Annotated in this window: 24 protein-coding genes; 9 read left to right on the plus strand and 15 right to left on the minus strand. The window is 56.3% G+C overall.

The window, feature by feature from the left end; translation table 11 throughout:
- Positions 1-142: 142 nt before the first annotated feature.
- The 3 genes from GFN93_RS02675 to GFN93_RS02685 all read left to right on the plus strand — a co-directional run bounded on the left by GFN93_RS02675 (position 143) and on the right by GFN93_RS02685 (position 2,636).
- Positions 143-1,642, plus strand: coding sequence for a DUF4041 domain-containing protein (locus GFN93_RS02675; protein WP_153498879.1), 1,500 nt, complete (start codon positions 143-145; stop codon positions 1,640-1,642).
- Between the two features lie 88 nt (positions 1,643-1,730).
- Positions 1,731-2,249 (plus strand): DUF3592 domain-containing protein, encoded by a 519-nt coding sequence (locus GFN93_RS02680; protein ID WP_153498880.1) that lies wholly within the window; start codon positions 1,731-1,733, stop codon positions 2,247-2,249.
- 12 nt (positions 2,250-2,261) lie between these two features.
- Positions 2,262-2,636: a VOC family protein gene (locus GFN93_RS02685; protein WP_235901627.1), complete on the plus strand. Its 375-nt coding sequence runs from the start codon at positions 2,262-2,264 to the stop codon at positions 2,634-2,636.
- An 18-nt stretch (positions 2,637-2,654) separates the two neighbouring features.
- Here GFN93_RS02685 and GFN93_RS02690 read toward each other — a convergent pair whose 3' ends face one another.
- From GFN93_RS02690 to GFN93_RS02700, 3 genes are read right to left on the minus strand one after another with little or no spacing between them, the layout of a single operon-like run.
- Positions 2,655-4,037 (minus strand): hypothetical protein, encoded by a 1,383-nt coding sequence (locus tag GFN93_RS02690; RefSeq protein WP_153498881.1) that lies wholly within the window; start codon positions 4,035-4,037, stop codon positions 2,655-2,657.
- On the minus strand, positions 3,997-4,575 hold the full coding sequence (locus tag GFN93_RS02695) for an START domain-containing protein (protein ID WP_153498882.1): 579 nt from the start codon (positions 4,573-4,575) through the stop codon (positions 3,997-3,999). Before GFN93_RS02695 ends, GFN93_RS02690 begins: the two co-directional genes overlap by 41 nt.
- On the minus strand, positions 4,562-5,242 hold the full coding sequence (locus GFN93_RS02700) for a lysophospholipid acyltransferase family protein (protein WP_194285733.1): 681 nt from the start codon (positions 5,240-5,242) through the stop codon (positions 4,562-4,564). Before GFN93_RS02700 ends, GFN93_RS02695 begins: the two co-directional genes overlap by 14 nt.
- Positions 5,243-5,389: 147 nt before the next feature.
- Between GFN93_RS02700 and GFN93_RS02705 the strand changes: the two genes are divergently transcribed.
- On the plus strand, positions 5,390-5,629 hold the full coding sequence (locus GFN93_RS02705; protein WP_153498884.1) for a DUF5062 family protein: 240 nt from the start codon (positions 5,390-5,392) through the stop codon (positions 5,627-5,629).
- A 24-nt stretch (positions 5,630-5,653) separates the two neighbouring features.
- On the opposite strand, the gene GFN93_RS02710 is transcribed toward GFN93_RS02705, so the two are convergent.
- Complete coding sequence (locus tag GFN93_RS02710) at positions 5,654-6,118, minus strand: bacteriohemerythrin (protein WP_153498885.1); 465 nt, start codon at positions 6,116-6,118, stop codon at positions 5,654-5,656.
- A 189-nt stretch (positions 6,119-6,307) separates the two neighbouring features.
- On the opposite strand from GFN93_RS02710, the gene GFN93_RS02715 reads away from it, so the two are divergent.
- Positions 6,308-6,685, plus strand: a complete 378-nt coding sequence (locus GFN93_RS02715) for a TonB-dependent receptor (protein ID WP_153498886.1) — start codon at positions 6,308-6,310, stop codon at positions 6,683-6,685.
- An 87-nt stretch (positions 6,686-6,772) separates the two neighbouring features.
- On the opposite strand, the gene GFN93_RS02720 is transcribed toward GFN93_RS02715, so the two are convergent.
- Positions 6,773-7,729 (minus strand): NAD(P)-dependent alcohol dehydrogenase, encoded by a 957-nt coding sequence (locus GFN93_RS02720; protein ID WP_153498887.1) that lies wholly within the window; start codon positions 7,727-7,729, stop codon positions 6,773-6,775.
- Positions 7,730-7,932: 203 nt separating this feature from the next.
- Between GFN93_RS02720 and GFN93_RS02725 the strand changes: the two genes are divergently transcribed.
- Together GFN93_RS02725 and GFN93_RS02730 are read left to right on the plus strand one after the other, a co-directional pair.
- Entirely contained in the window at positions 7,933-8,205 is a 273-nt protein-coding gene (locus GFN93_RS02725; protein WP_153498888.1) for a DUF4242 domain-containing protein, read from the plus strand.
- Between the two features lie 128 nt (positions 8,206-8,333).
- Positions 8,334-8,888: a hypothetical protein gene (locus GFN93_RS02730; RefSeq protein WP_208993714.1), complete on the plus strand. Its 555-nt coding sequence runs from the start codon at positions 8,334-8,336 to the stop codon at positions 8,886-8,888.
- 23 nt (positions 8,889-8,911) lie between these two features.
- Here the strand turns inward: GFN93_RS02730 and arfB are convergent, their stop codons facing one another.
- From arfB to GFN93_RS02780, 10 genes are all read right to left on the minus strand, one after another.
- Positions 8,912-9,325, minus strand: coding sequence for an alternative ribosome rescue aminoacyl-tRNA hydrolase ArfB (gene arfB, locus GFN93_RS02735; protein ID WP_153498889.1), 414 nt, complete (start codon positions 9,323-9,325; stop codon positions 8,912-8,914).
- A gap of 86 nt (positions 9,326-9,411) precedes the next feature.
- Positions 9,412-10,761, minus strand: a complete 1,350-nt coding sequence (locus GFN93_RS02740; RefSeq protein ID WP_153498890.1) for an SPFH domain-containing protein — start codon at positions 10,759-10,761, stop codon at positions 9,412-9,414.
- A gap of 194 nt (positions 10,762-10,955) precedes the next feature.
- Positions 10,956-11,168 carry a hypothetical protein gene (locus GFN93_RS02745; RefSeq protein ID WP_153498891.1) on the minus strand — a complete coding sequence of 71 codons (213 nt, stop codon included), beginning with the start codon at positions 11,166-11,168 and terminating at the stop codon, positions 10,956-10,958.
- 14 nt (positions 11,169-11,182) lie between these two features.
- On the minus strand, positions 11,183-12,439 hold the full coding sequence (locus tag GFN93_RS02750; protein WP_328594156.1) for a DUF445 domain-containing protein: 1,257 nt from the start codon (positions 12,437-12,439) through the stop codon (positions 11,183-11,185).
- A 3-nt stretch (positions 12,440-12,442) separates the two neighbouring features.
- Complete coding sequence (locus GFN93_RS02755) at positions 12,443-13,111, minus strand: Abi-alpha family protein (protein ID WP_328594157.1); 669 nt, start codon at positions 13,109-13,111, stop codon at positions 12,443-12,445.
- A gap of 173 nt (positions 13,112-13,284) precedes the next feature.
- Positions 13,285-15,168 (minus strand): MFS transporter, encoded by a 1,884-nt coding sequence (locus GFN93_RS02760; RefSeq protein ID WP_153498892.1) that lies wholly within the window; start codon positions 15,166-15,168, stop codon positions 13,285-13,287.
- A 181-nt stretch (positions 15,169-15,349) separates the two neighbouring features.
- Complete coding sequence (locus tag GFN93_RS02765) at positions 15,350-15,946, minus strand: TetR/AcrR family transcriptional regulator (RefSeq protein WP_328594159.1); 597 nt, start codon at positions 15,944-15,946, stop codon at positions 15,350-15,352.
- An 83-nt stretch (positions 15,947-16,029) separates the two neighbouring features.
- Positions 16,030-16,734, minus strand: coding sequence for a PspA/IM30 family protein (locus GFN93_RS02770; RefSeq protein ID WP_153498894.1), 705 nt, complete (start codon positions 16,732-16,734; stop codon positions 16,030-16,032).
- A 60-nt stretch (positions 16,735-16,794) separates the two neighbouring features.
- Entirely contained in the window at positions 16,795-17,067 is a 273-nt protein-coding gene (locus GFN93_RS02775) for a YiaA/YiaB family inner membrane protein (RefSeq protein WP_153498895.1), read from the minus strand.
- A gap of 101 nt (positions 17,068-17,168) precedes the next feature.
- Positions 17,169-17,798, minus strand: coding sequence for an acyltransferase (locus tag GFN93_RS02780; RefSeq protein ID WP_153498896.1), 630 nt, complete (start codon positions 17,796-17,798; stop codon positions 17,169-17,171).
- A gap of 242 nt (positions 17,799-18,040) precedes the next feature.
- On the opposite strand from GFN93_RS02780, the gene GFN93_RS02785 reads away from it, so the two are divergent.
- Positions 18,041-18,766 (plus strand): DUF4197 domain-containing protein, encoded by a 726-nt coding sequence (locus GFN93_RS02785; protein ID WP_328594160.1) that lies wholly within the window; start codon positions 18,041-18,043, stop codon positions 18,764-18,766.
- 5 nt (positions 18,767-18,771) lie between these two features.
- Positions 18,772-19,098 (plus strand): hypothetical protein, encoded by a 327-nt coding sequence (locus GFN93_RS02790; protein WP_153498897.1) that lies wholly within the window; start codon positions 18,772-18,774, stop codon positions 19,096-19,098.
- The last annotated feature ends 5 nt before the right edge of the window (positions 19,099-19,103 follow it).

Below are 19,103 nucleotides of genomic sequence, written 5' to 3' on the forward strand. Positions count from 1 at the left end.
CCATCAATCACTCCTGAGCTTGAATCCGTGCCCTTCATACCCAATCCCGTTATCGGATTTTTTTTGCATTTAATATATTAAACCGAGAACATTAGCTCCAAACCCAATATAAAAAACATCTGAGATTTAATAAGGGAATCCCATGGACGGTGAAAACGCAAACGAATGGATAGGCATATTTTTTCTTTTTGCAATCTTTGTGGCGCCCATAATCTGGGGACTAATAGAAAAGATCAAAAAGGATAAAGCCTTAAAGCAGCTCTCTGTCCTAGAAACTAAATTTTCTGGATTATCAGAAGAGCATAGTGAATTAATTGAAAAGTACAAACCCGTAACCGATGCCAAATCCGAAGCAGACCGCATAGTAGCGGAAGCTGAATCTTTACAAAAAAGTGCTAAGTCCACGCTAGCAAAAGCGAAATCAGATGCAGAGCTACATGTATCTCAAGCAAAGGATGCTGCCCATAGAATAGTAGAGGACGCCAATGCCAGAGCCTTTGAAATTGCCGGTTCAGCTATAGAGGCCAAAGAGAAGGCTGATTCCTACGAATCTGCAATAAAGGCAATGAAGAATGCCATTGAAGGCTACAAGGATGATTACATTGTACCCAACCTATCGGTGTTGGACGACCTGGCTGAAGATTTCGGGCACAAAGATGCGGGTGAAAAGCTAAAATTCGCGCGTTCACAAGTAAGGAACATGGTAAAAGCCAATGAAGCTGGCGAATGTGACTACTCTGAGAACACTCGAAGAACATACGCTATACATTTTGCAGTAGATGCTTTTAACGGAAAAGTTGATTCAGCTCTTTCAAAGGTAAAACACGATAATTTCGGAAAAATTAAGCAAGAAATTATCGATGCTTTCGCTCTCGTTAACCACAATGGCGCACCTTTTCGTAATGCCCGTATTCGCAGGGAGTACTTAGACGCCCGGCTTGAAGAACTTAAATGGGCTGTTGCCACTTATGAACTACAAAAGCAGGAAAAAGAAGAACAGAAAGAGATACGGGACCAAATCCGTGAAGAAGAACGAGCACAGCGTGAAATGGAAAAAGCAATAAAAGCAGCTGAAAAGGAGGAGCGCTTATTACAAGAGGCCATGGAAAAGGCCAGGAAAGAGCTTGAAGGAGCATCAGATGCGCAGAGACAGAAGTACGAAGATCAATTACTTTCTCTTAAGGAGAAATTAAAAGAAGCCGAGGAGCGCGGGCAGCGAGCCTTGTCAATGGCACAGCAAACCAGGCGTGGCCATGTGTATGTAATAAGCAACATCGGCAGCTTTGGTGAAAACATTTACAAAGTTGGCATGACTCGTCGATTAGAGCCCAAAGATAGAGTCAAGGAACTTGGCGATGCTTCTGTACCATTTGATTTTGATATTCATGCGATGATTTACAGTGAGGATGCACCAGCCCTTGAAAGAGAAATGCATAAGGCATTTGACCTGCAATCTGTAAATAAAGTTAATCCAAGAAAAGAGTTCTTCGAGGTTTCAATTGCTGATATTCGTTCTGAGGTTGAAGCAGCAGGTTACAAGAATGTTCACTGGACAATGAAGGCTGAAGCAGCTGAGTATCGGGAATCACTCAGTATTTCTAAAAAGCAGGAACAAAAAGGGCTAGCGATTTCGATAATGTGATTATTATGCGCTGAGAGAGAGGGACCCCACAACCTCTCTCTCCAATATTATTGATCACCATTTTCGTACACCTCAATACGGTTACAGCATGCCCCTAAACCAACACAACTTCGACCACCAAATCGTCATCATCGCCCTGGCTTTTATTGCGATTCCGCTCCTGGCTGCCTGGTACCTGATAGGCCTGCCCATCCAGCAGTGGCGGATCACACAGCACTGGGTGGAAGTGCCCGCCATCATTGAGACGGTGAAGCTGCAGGAGCATCGCAGTAGCGGCAGCATTACCTATGAAAGTACCGCGCGATATCGCTATCAGTTTGATGGGCAAGAGTATCTGGGCGATCGGGTGTCGCTGTATGGGCCGGAGGATGGCACCAGTTATCACCGGGTGATTGTGCGCGAGTTGGAAGAATACCGAGACAGCCAGCAGCCGTTCCGGTGTTTTGTGGACCCGGACTACCCCAAAGACGCCTTGCTCTATCGGGATATCCGCTGGGGCATGTATTTCATGATCGGCCTGATTGCCTTACTGTTTTCCGGTGTGGGCTGGTGGATGCTGGGCAATCAGTGTCGCCATGCCTTTCGTGCACTGAAGAGCAGGGACTGATCGCCTTTACTGATGACAGAGGACAGCGGCATGGAGCCCACCTTTACCCCCGGCAACAACATTGCCATGAAGATTCCCTCGCATGAATACGAGGCGACCGTTCGCTTTTATCGGGAGGTGCTGCGGTTCACCGACATTACCGGTAGCGAACCGGGTGATACGCCCCGCTTTCAGTTTGGCGACAAGGTCCTCTGGCTGGATTGTGTAGCGGGTCTGAGTCAGTCCGAGATCTGGCTGGAAGTAGTGGCGAGCGATATTGACGCCGCCGCGGCCTACCTTGAGGCGCAAGGCGTGCAGCGTCGTGATGAAATCGAGCCATTGCCGGAAGGTTTTGCTGCCTTCTGGATCGCCAGCCCGAACAACATCATTCATCTGTTGTCGTCCTGATCCACTCGCCAGGCGATGTCATTCAAACAAAATGTTCACTAAACCCGGATCATCAAAATGCCGGCGCCCCTTGAAGGCAATGGCGTGTTCCCCCGGCTGGCGCATGGCCCCGGCGGACGGCACGCCCATGGGCCAGAGATAAAAACGCTCACCGCGTTTTGACACCGGCACCAGCCCTTTGCCATTAAAGAGGCTGCCGTGTTGGCCATTCGGCTGAGGTAAGGCCCGGAGTGCATCTGCATCCACAAAACCGTAGCTGTCGGTGGGCAGATGCTCCTCGGGCGAGGTGATGCGCACAACATAGTGGGTGTCCGGGGCCAGCAGCAGCGCAATGCGCTCGGCGTACGCATCGGCTACCTGCTGCGGATAAAACACGGGTTTATCGCCTTGCATATCGGCAGCCACCAGCTCGGCATCCACCGGATACACCTTGTGGTAACAACCACAGGGATGAATGCTGTCATAGAACAGCACTTTGCCATCCGGCTTCAGTGTTACCCGCCAGATCACACCATCCAATGTGCCGCCGTAACCATCGAATACCCCCGTCCTGGGACGTTCACTGAACCAGAACTGGTAGTTGAGTTGCAGCAGGTTTTGCCCACGGTAGCGGGTCCAGCTGATCCAGGTGTAACTGACTGGTTCTCGAGTGGAGAGCAACGGCTCTCCGTTCTCATCCAGCGCCACGCGGCCGGGCTGATTCCATCGCTGAGAATCCGCCACCATCACAACGGGCGCGTAGTGCAACAACAGGTCCTGACGTTGCTGTGCATCGGGCAGGGGAATCTTCAGTGGGTTGTCTGACAGGGCTGCCGGAGCAACCGGAAACCCGACCACGGTGGGGGGGACGAACTGCCGTTGCGGCGTGGGCGCCGGATCGCTGAAGCGGGCGGTCATTTCATCGTGGTAGTTATCGATTGAGCCCGTCGCCAACCAGGCGGTAACGGGATACAGCCCCACCACACGTAACCAGGTGGCATAGCTATCCGCCACCTCGGCGCGGGGCAGGGCATCGAAATCAGTACGGGCGGCCAGCACCGGTAAGCAGGTAGCGATGATCTGATGTGCCGACTGAGGCGTGAAGGGTTCACCCTTGTCCGCCAGGCGCAAGCTCATCACTGACAGATCCTGCCAGGCTTTGTCAGTACTCAGGCGAATCCAGTGCTGCTGTTGCGCCGGTGAGCGGGCCTGTTGCTGCTGATAGGCCAGCCAGCGATCAATGCCCAGGTGCGGGTAACCCGGCAGGGTATTCGCCTGGGCATCCTTGATGCCAGCGCGATTCAATGCCTGATGCAGGGCAAAGACAGCCTGCTCACAGTCGGTGTCAGTTTGTGCTGCCAGCTGCCCGATGGGCATCAGGCTAATCAGCAGGGCAGCCAGTCCGTTGCGGATCGCGTACATACGCCTCCAGTGCGGCCAGTGCCGCTTCCATTTGTCCCGGTGCCAGCCGGTCCGCCAGCCACTGCGGGATGCCACCGCCTGGGTCAACTTGTTGCCGATACACCACGCGGGTAATGTCACCCTGCGCCTGCAAGGTCCAGCTACCTTCTGTATAGGGTACGCGCACATGCCCCGGTTGGTCAGGCCAGGCGTCAGGCTTGCCCGACATGGTCAGTACCAGTGGCTCTCCGGGGTGGCGCTCAAACAACGTCACCGCATCACGGCCGCTCAACGGCCAGGGCGCCTTGCGAGCCATGTACACCAGAGTCTGTGTGGCGGAAGGGCGCTCAAGCACTGTCAGAGTTTCAATACCCGGCATCCACTGCCTTACATGGCAAGGCCGTTCCAGAATGGGCAGCAATTCAGCAAGGGGGACAGGCAACGCTGCCTGCAGCTCAAACCGGTCCGGTCCCGGCAGCGGCGTACGCATCACCCCTTCGGCCAGCACACTGGCCGGCAGCCACCACAGCAGTGCCAGCCCGCACCTAAGCCAGCGCACGGGCGAACACCTGCCGGAGTTGTTCGGTTGTCAATGTGGCTGGCTGAGGTGGCAACACGGTGATGCGTACCGTACCCGGCTTCATCAGCAGCCCTTTGGCGGGGAGAATCTCGCCGCTGTTATGCAGCACGATCGGGATCAGGGGCGCTCCGGATTGTTGTGCCAGCCACAGCGCACCGGGCTTGAACGGTTGCAGCTGGCCATCGCGGCTGCGCCGGCCTTCCGGGGCCAGCACCACCGCATCGCCCGCCGCCAGCGCGGGCAGCAAGGGCGCCAGTACCTGGGGACCGATGCCCTGTTCCCGCTTCACGAATACCGTACCGAACATTTTCATCAGGGGGCCAAGGAGGGGATGGAACTGGAGTTCGTGCTTGCCGATGGCCACCATATCCCGGCGCACCAGTGAGGCAACGATAATCGGGTCGGTGCCACTCTGGTGGTTAATCACGAATACGGCGGGGCGTTGTGACAGCAGCGCTGCTTCCCCCTCCACCTGCAAACGGATACCGGCCAGGCCCAGCCCCAGGCGAGTCACCACTCCAATCCCCAGGTTGATGGCCCGGCGACGGCCAAACGGCAGGCAGACCACAAACAGCAGCATGCCTACGATGGGGGGCAGCACGAAGGCCAGCGCACTGCGTATCACGATGATTGGTCTGAAAGGCATAACCGAACCCCCAGCGGAAACAAATGTCCGCGCTCGCATCAGGTTACGCTATCAGAAAGCGTGCGGTTGCAGGTGAAGATTCGCCGTCTTACTACGCCGGCCGCTTTGTGTCAGTCTCTACCCAGGGAACCACGTGTGAGGCGCACCATGAAGAAGCTCAAGAATGAGAAGGAACTGGTGAAGAAGGCCATGCAGATTGGCGTGGCCTACGCCGAGGGAAGGGGAGTGGTGGAGTTTGAGGCCACGGATTCAGCATCGGAGAAACTGTTGTATATCTATCGATTGCTGGTGCATGACGGGGTGATCCAGCCCCTGCCGGAAGATCAGGTTTCGCAACCTGCCATCCAGCACAAACTGGCGATCTGGGCATCAAAGCAGAAGGGGTAATAACACTCCGCAAACGTTTCCCGGTCAGGTTACCCGGAAGTGTTTGCGGACATTCTCATTCACCCAGCCTCCCAGCCGCTCACGGCCGATGCTGTTGATAAAGTCGCGCACTTCATCGGCGTAAGCGCGATCCTCTTCCAGGATATGATGCAACAACCACTTTTCCAGCAACTGCAGCAGGGCTTCGGCCACATCTTCCCCTTTCTCCGTACTTCGCAGTAGCGATTCAATCCGCATGGTAAATTTGCGGTGCACATTGTGATGGTCGTCCAGCTCCTTATAGCCCGCCCGTTCCATGAGCGCTTCTTCAAAGCTGAAATGCGATTCAGTGTAGTCGACCAGATCATACAGAATCCGGGCTACGCCCAGGTAGGCATCGGGCTGACCAACCAATTTATCCAGCGCATTGATGAATTCCACTATGCGTTTGTGCTGCTGGTCGATGACCAGGATATCCAGTTCGTATTGCGGACCCCAAACGATACGCATGATCCACCTCCGGGATTAATTCATGCTTCACGCTAACAGCGCTCGAAAGGGGGGGTATAGACACAGATCAATGTTGCTGTACTTTGTCCCGGGGCGGCAATACAACCGTTTGGGCCTATTGAAAAATGCGGTTATACCCATTCTTCCTAAAGCGGATTATGCTTTTTATTTTTCAGGGAAGGATGAAACATGGACCGGAAATTCATGATGACAGCCCTGGGCTATGCCATCGTTGGCATGCTGCTGGGCATTCATATGGCGGCCAGTCATAACCACATTCAACACGTCACCCACGCGCATATCATGCTGATCGGGTTTGTGATCTCCATGGCCTACGCCCTGTGCCATAAAGTCTGGCTGGGCAACCTGACCAGTAGTCTGGCCAAGGTTCAGTATTACCTCCACCAGGCAGGCACCATTGTCGTGTTGGTCAGCCTGTTCCTGCTCTACGGCAGCTTCGTAAGCGCAAAGGCGCTCGAGCCGGTGCTCGCCATCAGTTCCATTACCTTGTTGGTGGCCATGATTCTGATGAAGGTGATGTTCATCAAGCACACCCGAAACGGTTGAGTACCGTGATACATCAGGCCGGGGCGGGGGCTCGAGTCCGACCGGCCTGATTCCCAGGGATCACTGTTCAGACCTTCTGGCCATTCTTTAATCTGCCAGCACCTCGATCACAACCTTGCCCCGGCAGCGACCACTGCGATTGCGCTCATAGGCGGCTTCACTGTCTTCCAGTGGGAACACGCTATCGATGATCGGTTTGAGCGTACCCTGTTCGACCATGTCCGCCAGGGTATCCAGATCCTGACGATAGGATTCCACCACCACAGTGTCGGCTTTCTTACCCAGTACCCGATACAGCGGCGTGGCCAGCATGGACATGCCCTGCCCACCGGTGGAAATAAAATGCCCCTTTCTTCCCAGCAAAGCCTTGCAGGTCAGAGGGGTTTCGTAGGAGGTGACATCAAAGACGATATCAAACTCCCCGGCCGTCTTGCGGTAATCGCCCTTGGTGTAATCGATCAAGGCGTCCGCGCCAAGCGCTCGCACAAAATCCAGATTGCGAGTACTGCATACCCCGGTGACGTGCATCTTCATCTGTTTGGCGATCTGTACCGCCAGGGTACCGACCCCGCCGGATGCGCCAATGATCAATACCGATTTACCGGCCTGGGCACCGCCCTTGCGAAGCCCCTGCAAGGCCGTTAAGGCCGCCAGTGGCAGTGAGGCGGCTTCATTGAAACTGAGATTCTTTGGTTTTTTGGCTACCCGGTGCTGGCTGATACGGGCCTGCTCCGCCAGCGACGCCGTGCGCAGGCGCATGTCCATGCCATACACCGCATCACCAATCTCGAAATGACGTACATTGGCGCCCTTGGCAATGACCACACCCGCCAGATCGTCACCGAAGATCGGTGGCAAACGCTGTGTGCCAACGGGGGTTGCGGCCATGGCCAGATGAAAGTTGAGCTTCCAGTCTTTGGGGTTGACCGACGCGGCATGCACATCCACCAGCACATCATCCGGACCCGGTTTTGCCGGTGCATCCATTTCCGAGAGGATCAGTTTGGTGTTCGGTCCCCACCCGGTGGTGGTGATGGCTTTCATGGCAGTGCTCCTTTCAGTTCGTGCGGCACAAGCTTAACAAAGGGCAGGGCGGAGATAGCAGTCCGATAATGCCAAGCCGGGGGAGGGTTTGTGTCAACGAACCGATGGCACCCGCCTGACACCCTGTACTCCCAATGGAGTCGTCTCATCCAGGCCATGGGGGCGTACCATAAGTAAGAGATACACGCGAAAAGGAGGTTGTCATGCCGAAGTACATCATCGAGCGCGACCTGCCTGAAGCCGACAAGCTGTCTGATGCCGACCTGCAGGGCATTGCGCAAAAATCCTGTGACGTTCTCAAGGCCATGGGCCCGGATACCGTGTGGCAGCAAAGCTATGTTACCGGCGACAAGGTCTATTGCGTCTACATTGCCCCAAATGAGCAAGCTATCCGTGATCATGCGGAGCGCGGCGGTTTTCCCCTGACAAGGATCTCTCGGGTCAGCGCCGTGATCGACCCCGCCACGGCGGGCTAACCAGCGCAGTGCCATTGCGCCGCTAGCGGCGTCGTGGCCTGTGTTGCCGACGTATCGTCGATACAACAGCGCTGATCAGGCTGCCGCGAGCCAGCCTTCAGCCGCCCTACATCATGGAGGATCTGGTCATGTCTACTTCTCTGAAACGTCTATTGTTCAGTTTATTCCTGGCTGCACTTCTGGTGCCGTCTTCGTCCGCGGATCCCATGGCCAGTCACAAGGCCATGATCAAGGATGCGCTGAAAGCCGGACCGACGGAAATCACCGACAACGCCACCATCATGGATATGGCAGGGACCGTGTTGCGCGAAGGCGACAATGGCTGGATCTGCTATCCCGGCAAGGAACTGGATCATGGCAAGGATGCCATGTGTGTGGATAGCGTATGGAATACGCTGGCCCAGGCCTGGATCGGCAAGAAACCCTTCAGCACGGACCGCATCGGGATCAGCTATATGTACGGTGGTGACGGCGTCGGCGTAAGCAATATTGACCCGTTTGCGACGGAACCCACCAAGGACAACCAGTGGGTAGCGGAAGGCCCGCACTTGATGATCGTGGTGCCGAACCCGGCCACGCTGGAAGGACTCAGCACCGATCCTGAAAGTGGTGGACCCTATGTGATGTGGAAGGGCACACCCTACGCCCACATCATGATTCCACTCGGCAACCGCAAACCCTGACGGGCGAATCGCCAAGGGGCGGATCAGGGATCTATCTTCCCTCGCAGGGACTTGATCTGGCCCCGCTTGGTCTTGCTGTCCATGCGCCGCTTCTTGCTCCCCAAAGTGGGGCGGGTGGCCTTGCGCTTCTTCTGCTCCACGGTGACGCTCTGAATCAGCTGGGCCAGACGGGCAAGGGCATTCTCCTTGTTCTTTTCCTGGGTACGGAACTGCTGGGCCTTGATCACCACCACCCCATCGCTGTTGATGCGCTGATCGCTGAGTGCCAGCAAGCGTTCCTTGTAAATCTCGGGCAAGGAAGAGGCGCGGATATCGAAACGCAGATGAATGGCGGAAGAAACCTTGTTGACGTTCTGCCCACCGCTGCCCTGGGCACGGATGGCCTGCAGGTCGATTTCAGACTCAGGGATGGTGAGATTGCGGGTGATGTGCAGCATGACGCTACTGTAGCGGGTAGGGAGAAAGAGGAGCAAGTTGCAAATGAACGGCAGAGGCCGGCTGGTACCGGCCTCTGCCAATTAGCTTACTTCTTCACATCCCGGTCGTAGCTGAGGCGCTTGGCCGCATCCAGAGTAAGCATTTGCATGAAGGCGCGGGTCTCGCCGTCGGAGCCGGTGGGGGTGCCCCCTTCACCGCCACCGAAGACATACTGCGGCACCTTGCGGTTGGCGAACGCCTGGGCCCAGATTTTCTGGATTTCGATCTCAGCATCCAGCTTCTGCGCCAGTGCGTTATCCGCCTGCAGCACCGCTTTCTTCTGGTAGGCTTCCGCATCAGCCAAGGTACGACGGGTTTCCGCTTCGATACGGGCTTTCTCGAGCTGGATCTGCGCCGTTTCCTTTTCGATTTCAGACTGCTCTTTCTGCTTTTGTGCCTGAGTAATTGCCAACTGTTTTTCCGTTTCCGCTTCGGTGGTGCGCTGGATCTGGTCTACCTTGGCCTTGGCCTGACGCTCGGCCACTTCACGTTCACCACGGGCAATGGCCAGCAGACGCTGCTCTTCTTCCTGCACCCGCTGTTCACGCGCAATGGCACGATCCGCCGAAGCCTTTTGTTTGAGTTGCATGCGCTCTACAAAGCGCTGATTGGGATCCATCTGGGTCACACGGGCTTCCACCACGGTAACGCCGTAATCGATGAAACGCTGGGACTTGCGCAACGGAATACCGGCTTCGTCGGTCATCTTGCGCACAACGAAGACAACCTTGCTGTCATCACCATAGTCTTGCTGATCAGTACCCATGGCCACATTGGCTGAGCCCTTGATCTCTCCCACCCGTTTCTCACTGACTTCTTCACGGCGCACGATATAGATGCCGTTGATCATCTGGTTCTCGAACTCGGTGTTGAATTCGGTACGCCCCCCCGAGTAGTACTCTTCCGCGCTCATCAATGAGGCGTTGGCCTGCAGGGTTTCCTTGAAGGCGGGAATCAGAGCGGTGCGCAACAGGTTTTCCGGAGTGCGATATTCATGGGCCAGGTGCAAGAAGCTTTCCTGGTCAGTGGGGATCGTGAAGCGCACGGTCGCCTGGGCGTTGGCATCCACCTGGTCCAGGAACATGATGTTCTGCGGTGGCAGGGCCGCGGAAGTTTCCGAGCTTTCCACCTCCACATAATCCAGGGTTTCACTGCCGCCACGTACCGCCTGTACCGTCAAGGCACGCTTCCAGGAATTCCAGCGACCAAACAGGTAGAACTGGTAACCCACATCGGAGACCACCTCCTCGTTACCCATCAGGGTACGCACGTGATACACGTAGCCCGGCTCGGCATAAAAGATGGAATTTTGCCCCACAATCAGCAGCGCCAACGCCCCCACTACCATCCCTGCCACCCCTTTGAACGGCAGAATCTTCTTGACCTGTTCCAACATGTCTTCCCCCAGTCATTTTTTATTGAAGGGGGATATTTTAATGGGCGCGGGAAAGATGGGTAGTGGCTAATGTCTTACATTTTGGTGAAAGGGTGACAGCCTGGTATAGCGCAAGGACTGCTTTCAGGCCGCAACCGGTAACGTGCTTTGGCAACGGCCGTCATGATGAAGGAAATTAAGAAACCGCACGCAGATCAGTCGTCGCAATCGTCGCTGATGCGCTCTTCGTAGAAACGTTGATCTTCCGCCCAGAACTCACGGAGTTCATCATTCATGGCGGTGTGCCGGTGGTAGGCGGCCATGTCAGCACTTCGCTGATAGGGATCCTCACGGCATTCATCATCCCAATCAGCAAAGTCACCGCTGCTACCCAGGGTACAACCGGACAGCAGCACAACCCCAGCCATTAAACTGCGCAGGTTCAAGTTATCGGTACCGCAAAGTGCAGCATCACGTGCACCTGCAATTCACCGACCAGGAAGCCCAGTACTGCCCCCACGGTAATCAGGATCCATTCATCCTGCTGGAACGCCGGCCGCAACAGCCCCTCGAACTCCTCTTCGGTAAGCTCCTGCATCTTGGTCACCAGCAGGTTCTTCAGGTCCATGGCTTCCTCTGCATAGGCTTCCATGTGGCTGAGCGTTTCCGGCAGGTGCTCCATGACCTTGTCGGCCACGGTGCGTTTCATTTCCTGATACTTGGTGCTGCCCACCGCAAACACCACCAGCGGTTTGGCCAGGCCTGCCTGTTCATCCATGGTGCGCTGCACCTGTTTCTGGACCAGACCAAACAGGCGGTCTGACAGGGGGCCCTTGAGAATGGCCTCAATCACGGCCGCCGGCGTAACGATCTCGCTGGCCACCAGCGCACCATAGCGTGCGGCCACCTGCTTGCGTCGTTTCAGGAACAGACCCTGCCACTCAAACAAACCCAGATAGCGGGTAGGTTTTTTGGGGTTGAAGATCATCTTCAGGGCCAGCCAGTCGGTAAACCAGCCGGTGAAAAGACCGAAGAGCGGGATCACCCACACGTTATGGGTAAATGCCCAGACCACGGCCTGAACAACACCGATGGCAAAACCAAACCAGATACCGGAATTGCGGATGAATTTGAACTCCACATGGCCCGCTTCGAGAAATACCCGATTCAGCAATTCCTTGTCGCGCACCAGGGCATTGATGACCAGATCCTTGAGATCGAACACCCGTGTGATATTGGTCTTGATGTCTTGCATGATCAGTTCGACCATGTGCGGCGCTTCGTTCTGGATGCGCTGGATGATCATCTTCTTGACCCGCTCCGGCGCTGACTCCCACAGTCCGGGCTGATACTTGGCTGCCACTTCACGGGTGATGTCTTCCACCGAGCGGATCAACGGCTCGCGGATTTCTTCCGCTACCCGGTTCGGGTCCAGCCGGTCAAACACATCCTCGGGTTTGAGCAGCCGTTCCATCATCAGATCGCAGGCAATACTGGCCATGGTGGCTGACTTGCTCGGTACAATGCCCTGCCAGCCCAAATAGGGCCGGATGCCGACAAACTTGAGCGGCTTGAACATCATCTTGATGGCCACCACCTTGGTGCCATATCCGATAGCCGCCGCCACAAACGGCATGGACAGATACAGCAGCCAGTTGGCCTGCAAATCTGCCAGGATCAAATCCAGATCGGTAATCACCGCTTACTCCTCTTCCCTGTCGGCTTCGCCATCCGCGACCAGTTGCTGCCACAGCAGATGCCCCAGTGGACTGAAGCGAACAGATTCACGCTGCGGTTTCAATTTGGGCCAGTGTTGCTGCAACTGACTCAGGGCCTTGCGGAATCCGCTATCTCCTTCCAGCAATTCATATTCAGTGCGCTTTGCTTCCTCAAAGCCGGTGGCCATGATCCAGCCGCGCTCGAACAGCCGGTGCAGGTAGTAGCCGATCATGTCGCCGCACTGGGTACCTGCCGCACGGCCAACGCTGGAATGCCGGTAAACCACTTCACCACGCGTGAAGCGTCCTCCGGCATAAACGGTGAGCATGGGAAAGGCACTGCCATCGGAAAAGGCAGCCAGGATACGGGCTTCATCGGCGGTCAGTCCTGCCAGTATCTGGCTGACCAGCATGCGCTGGGCCTGGACCTGGCTCTGCTCCATGGACACTTCCAGCAGCTGCCCCAGCGTTTCAGGCGGGCCGGCCAGCTCGCCAGGCGTATCCAGTGCTTCCAGCCGCAGCTTCAGGTTCTGCAAGACGTCATGCTCGACCTGGTGAAGACGTTCATCGGCGCGTTGCACCGGGGGCAGCTGTAACAGGAGCTGCTGAAGCTTTGCCCGCAAGCCTGAGGGCGACAAGGTGGATTCCGACACGCAATGTTCCTGTTGTTATTGTGTCGGGGCGAAGGTAAACGCCCCAATCGTTATTATTGAGTGTGCGTGGTTTTCGCTAATCTGCAAGTTACTGTGCGTATTGATTGCGCAACCCGTCCGACCAACGATCCCCCAGAACAGTGACAGGAATGACTATTCCGTGCCAGCCAGTTTCATGGGCGCTCACGCATGGCCAGCACCCGGTTACGCAGATCCTCTGCTACCACAGCCTCTGGCGCCACCGCCTGGCCCACCGACAACTTGATTCGTGACCAGAACCGTTTCGGGGCGCGGGTGAGGGCAGGGCCATCCTTGTGACTGAAGAAACTTCCCCACAGGCCAGACAGCGCCATGGGGATCACCGGCACGGGGGTTGTGGCAATGATCTTCTCGATACCCGCCTTGAATTCATCCACCTCGCCATCCTGGGTGAGCTTGCCCTCCGGGAAAATACACACCACTTCCCCGGCGTCCAGTTCCTCACGGATACGCACAAACGCCCGCTCGTAGATTTCCGGATTGCGGGTTTTGGAATCAATCGGGATGGTCTTGCCGGTACGGAAGATATAGTTCAGCAGCGGCATGTCATAGATAGGTTTGAACATGACAAAACGCACCGGGCGGCGAATGGCACCGGCCAACAACAGGGCGTCCACATAGCTCACATGGTTGCACACCAGCACGCAGGGGCCCTCATCCGGAATGTTATCCATGCCCTCATGCTTCACCCGATACATGGTGTGGGTCAGCATCCACACCAGCAGGCGAATCAGGAATTCCGGCACCACGGTATAGATGTAGCTCGCGACCACCACATTGGCGATGGCCAGGGCCAGGAAGAATTCCGGCACGGAGAACTCCAGCAGGCCGACAAAGACGATGCCGGCCGCTGCTGACAATACCATCAGCAAGGCATTGAGGATGTTATTGGCCGCAATGATCCGGGCCAGATGATGAGGGTTGGAACGGTGCTGGATAAAGGCGAACAGCGGCACGATATAGAAGCCGCCAAACACGCCAATCCCGAGCAGATCCAACAGAACCCGATAGCCAGCCGGCTGCTGCAGGAAGCCGGAGATACCCACCAGCTCCACAGCCCGAGCCTGGCCTGCCAATCCGGCGTAGGAGAAGAACAGATCGATACCAAACAGGCTCAAGCCAATAGAGCCCAGCGGTACCAGGCCCAGTTCCACCTGCTTGCCCGACAGCTTTTCACACAGAAACGAGCCCAGCCCGATGCCAATGGAGAACGTTCCCAGTAACAGGGCATAAAGGCCTTCGGTCCCGAACAGGTAGTCATCCACATAGACCTTGAGCTGCGTGGTGTAGGCCGCGCCCAGGAACCAGAACCAGGAAATGCCCAGTACACACATCCAGACCGATTTCACTTCCCGGGCGTAACCGACGATGTGCCAGGTTTCCTTGAACAGGTTCCAGTTCAGCTTGAGGCCACTGTCCGCCGCTGGTGCTGAGGGTATCCCCCTTGCTGCCAGATAACCCAATACCGCCAGGCTCACCACCGCCGTGGCGACCACACCATCCCCCGCGCCGTCCATCTTCAGCAACACACCGGAAATGGAACCGAGCAAAATCGCCAGAAAGGTTCCCATTTCCACCAGTGCATTGCCTGAAACCAGTTCCCGGTCATCAAGATGCTGGGGAATGATGGAGTATTTGATCGGGCCGAAGAAGGTGGACTGAAGCCCCATGCAAAACAGAACGCCAAGCAGGAAGTAAACGGCATCGAAATAGAACCCCACCGCCGCCACTGCCATGATGCAGATCTCGGCAAACTTGATCTTTCGCACCAGCGAGGCCTTGTCATATTTATCCGCTACTTGCCCAGCCAGCGCCGAGAACAGGAAGAAGGGCACAATAAACAAGGCCAGCGCCATATTGTTCAGGGTGTTGACGCTCACCGTGCTGACCACTCCCGAGGCGATCAGCAGAATCAGTGCCTGACGAAACACATTGTCGTTAAAGGCGCCCAGGAACTGGGTAAAAAAGAACGGCCCGAAACGGCGGGACGCGACTAATGAGAGCAACCCTTTCTTCATTTTTTCGCCTTTCTGTTTTTGTCGAGGCCAGAGTAGCAAGCTTCAAGCTTCAAGCGACAACGCGAACCACTGGCTTTGGTAACGATACTCTTTCTGGCCGCGCCCCAAACAGTAGCGCGGACTCCAGCGCTTTATTTTTCAATCAGCTTGGTCCGTGTTGCAGCTCGTAGCTTGTCGCTTGTTATTCCCCCGCCCAGCTATTGAGATAATGCTGCAACAACGACTCAATCATCGCCTGCTCATTCACATCCCCGGCCACCACCAGCTTGTCATCTGCCGCCAGAACGGCAATGCCGTGAACGCTGCCCCACAGGGTTCTGGCAGCAAGGTGAATCTGTTCATGGCTTTGCCCCCCCGCCAGCTGTGCCATGCTGTGTTCTACCCGGGCGAACAGCGCCGCAGTCTTTTCCAGATACCAGCCGGGGACCTCCGCCGCATTCTGCATCTGATGCATGAACACCATCTTCCACAGTGCCGTCTGCTCGCGGGCCATGGCCACATAGACGGCGGCCATATGGTGCAGCTGGTCTCGTGCTGACCGGTCTGCAGGTTCGGTCATGGCATCCAGTAGCTGGGCCAGCGTATCCGCGTTGGCATTCAGGATCAGATCATCCAGATTGCTGAACACATGGTAAAGCATGCCCGCGGTGTAACCGATGCGATCGGCCACCTTGCGTACACTCAGCTTTTCCAGCCCGTGTTCCACCACCAGGTCCCGTACTGCCTGAATCGCCAGGCCCCGAAGTTCTTCACGACTGTGTTGATTACGACGAGCCACCGAATTTCCTTGTTGTTTAATCATGCCGTAGAGCGGAAATGCCTCAGGGCATCTCCGCCAAGGACAGATGCGAGTTTCGATGCCTACGCTTTTGCTTCGCGCAGCCCCGCCAGTATCTCTTCTGCCCGGCGGGTCTGGCTGTCGCCTATACCGGCCTCCGCCATACGCTGATCCAGACTGTCCCCCGTGGATGCGCCCATGTCGGCCCCCAGCTGCACCTCACTTTGCCACAACAGCCGACATTCTTCCTGCCGTTGCTGAATCTGTTGTAGCGTCTGTTGGCTGTCACTGAGTCGCTGCGCCAGACCACGGTGCTCATTGTCTCTTTGACGGGCCTGTCCGAATAGCGCTTCCTGGGTCCGTGCAAGAGACTGCTCCTGGCGAAGCGTTTTCAATTTGTCGGCGGCCTGTTTGATAAAACACTGAAATTCCGTCTTCTGCTGCTCCAGCGTCACACTCTGCCGTGCGAGGCGGGTTTGCTGCTGCTCCAGCTCGGCCAGACGCTTGCCAATATCCAGGGCAAGCGCCTCGTTATCTGTCGCCATCGCCTGGCGGGCTCCATCCTCATAATGGCGGACACTGGCCAGCAACTCGGCATTACGACGTTGATTGATCTTTTCCTCCGCCATCAATCGGGCCAACTGACGCCTGGCATCGCGCAGGGCCTGTTCGGTTTCGTAGAGCTGCTGATCCAGCAGCAACATGTCGTTGGCATTGACGATCTGTTCCATGCTCACGCGCGTCTGCCCGCGCATCAATGTCTTCAATTTATTCCATGCAGTAGCCATGCTTTTTTCCTCTCTATCAAGGTACGCCCTGTCGGCCCTCGGGCATCCAGCAGCTGGCGTTTAGTCCGTATATTCCTTCAACAACCGTTCGGTCTTGGCATCACTGATCCGGTTGATCAGCCGCCGCGCCTCGTGGTCATCACGCAGGGTCTTGGCCAGGGTGATGGTGGAACCCACCACGAACATGCAGCCCATCACCAGATACCCCTTGATCCACAAGTCCGTGGGCAGCCAGACAATGCCCAGTACCATCAAGCCGAGACTGATGGCGAAGGACGCCTTTACATAGAACAGCCATCCGCTGGAATGGCGCTGGATCGTACTTTCGTCCATGGGAAACCCCTTTGTGTTGTTATTCATTAAACACTGTTTAATTAACTGGCGTCAGTGGACCACATTACTTAAACGATGTTCAACAAAGAGGATGTTACGGCTTATGTCTCAGCCTGTTCAGGAGCCCCGGGGCGACGCCCGATGGGCCGGGCAGGGTTGCCCGCCACGATGGTCCAGGCCGGTACATCCCGGGTGACCACTGCCCCCATGCCCACTACGGCATGATCCCCGATGGTCACCCCATCGACGATGCCCGCGCGGGCGCCAACCCAGACATCACGACCAATATGGATTCCCCGGGAGGTCACCGGCTGCTCGCGCACCGTGCGATCCGCCGCCATGCCGTGATTGAAGGCATAGAGGGTGCAGTAAGCGGCAATGCGGCTGTCATCACCAATATGGATGCCGCTGGCACCGCCATCCAGGCTCACATGGTGATTGATGCTGACCCGGGAACCCAGACTGACTGGACCATGAATAACGCAATCTGCGGCGATCTGGCTGCCATCACCCACGATAATGTCGCGACCCGGTTCAGCCAACAGAACGGCCTGCGGCGCCACAAAGCAGTGCTCGCCAAAATGTACCGTCTCCAGCTGACTGAGCCGCTGCTGAATCCCGGCTTGCCACGGCGCGGCCCAGGCCAGGTGTTTCGGCTTCAACCGTCCGTACAGCCATGGCATGTAGGCAAGGCGCTGTTTGTGTTGTTCGCGGTAATCGTCTTCGGTCATTTCAACCCCTGCTGTTGGAGCGGCGCTCGCGGCACAATGAAGCTAGTTTGGAGTTTCGAGAAGCGAGTTTCGAAAGGCAAAAACAACAATCGGCACCGCTTGCAGGTTTTCGGTACTCGAAACTCGTCACTCGCCTCTCGTGCTAATAATCCCGCCGCCAGCGACGCTCCTACAGAAAATTAGGAGTTTAGCAGCCCACCTCCTATGCAGTAGCATGAACATCCAAAACAAGGAGACCTGCTGTGAAGAAACTTCTGCCGATCGTCCCTCTCTCGCTGGGCCTGGTGCTGGCCGGCTGTCAGAACATGGAAGCCGTGATGCCCTGGGTGAGCATGGGTAACAATATGGCCAAGAGTGCCGGCTACAACACCGATGAGAAGCTGGCTGCCGGGATCAAGGAAGCGCTGGTGAAGGGCACTGATGCTGCAGCCGCCCAGCTGTCACAGGAAGGCGCCATGAACCTGCAACTGCCGCAGGCCGCACAGCCCATCGCCAACACCCTGCGCCAGTTCGGCATGGGCAGCTATGTGGACAAGGTAGAAACCGCCATGAACCGTGGTGCCGAAAAGGCCGTAGCCGCGGGTGCCCCGGTCTTCAAGAATGCCATCAACGCCATGAGTGTGGATGATGCACTGGGCATCATTCAGGGCGACGACACTGCAGCCACCACCTACTTCCGGGGCGAGACCGAAACCAGCCTGCGCCAGCGCTTCCAGCCCATCGTGGAAGAGAACCTCCAGAAGACCGGCTTCTACGACCAGTACAAGACGTTCCTTGCCGCCTACGATAAGTTACCACTCACTGACAAACCCAGCCTGGACCTGGAAGGGTATGTGATCGACAACAGCATGGACCAGCTCTACACCCGCATTGGCGAGCAGGAAACCCTGATCCGCAACAACCCCATGCAGCAGGGCAGCGCCCTGATCGGTGCGGTGTTCGGCGGGAACAGCCAACCGGCTCAGTAATCTCGATGTCCAGATTCCTGATGGGCCTGACAGGTTTATTCCTGTTGGCCCTGATGCTGCGATTTGGCATTTTGGAATACAGTCAGGCATGGGAGGATGCCGGGGATCGGATGCTGCGGGAAACCCGGATCCACCTGCTTGCTAAGCATGGCCGTGAAGGCAAATTCCCGGACGACTTCACTCAGGAAAGTCCGCGCGTTTGGGGTCTTTCCGGTCCTTCACTCAGGTATTTCCGTTATAAAGACGGCTGCCGAATCCTCTTCTATCTATGGCCTTTAGGCCCCCATCAAGGCATCGACTGCATCACCGGCGAGCAGCTTCACGAAGAATAGAAAAA

It is taken from the genome of Alcanivorax sediminis (genome assembly GCF_009601165.1).
GTDB lineage: Bacteria > Pseudomonadota > Gammaproteobacteria > Pseudomonadales > Alcanivoracaceae > Alcanivorax > Alcanivorax sediminis.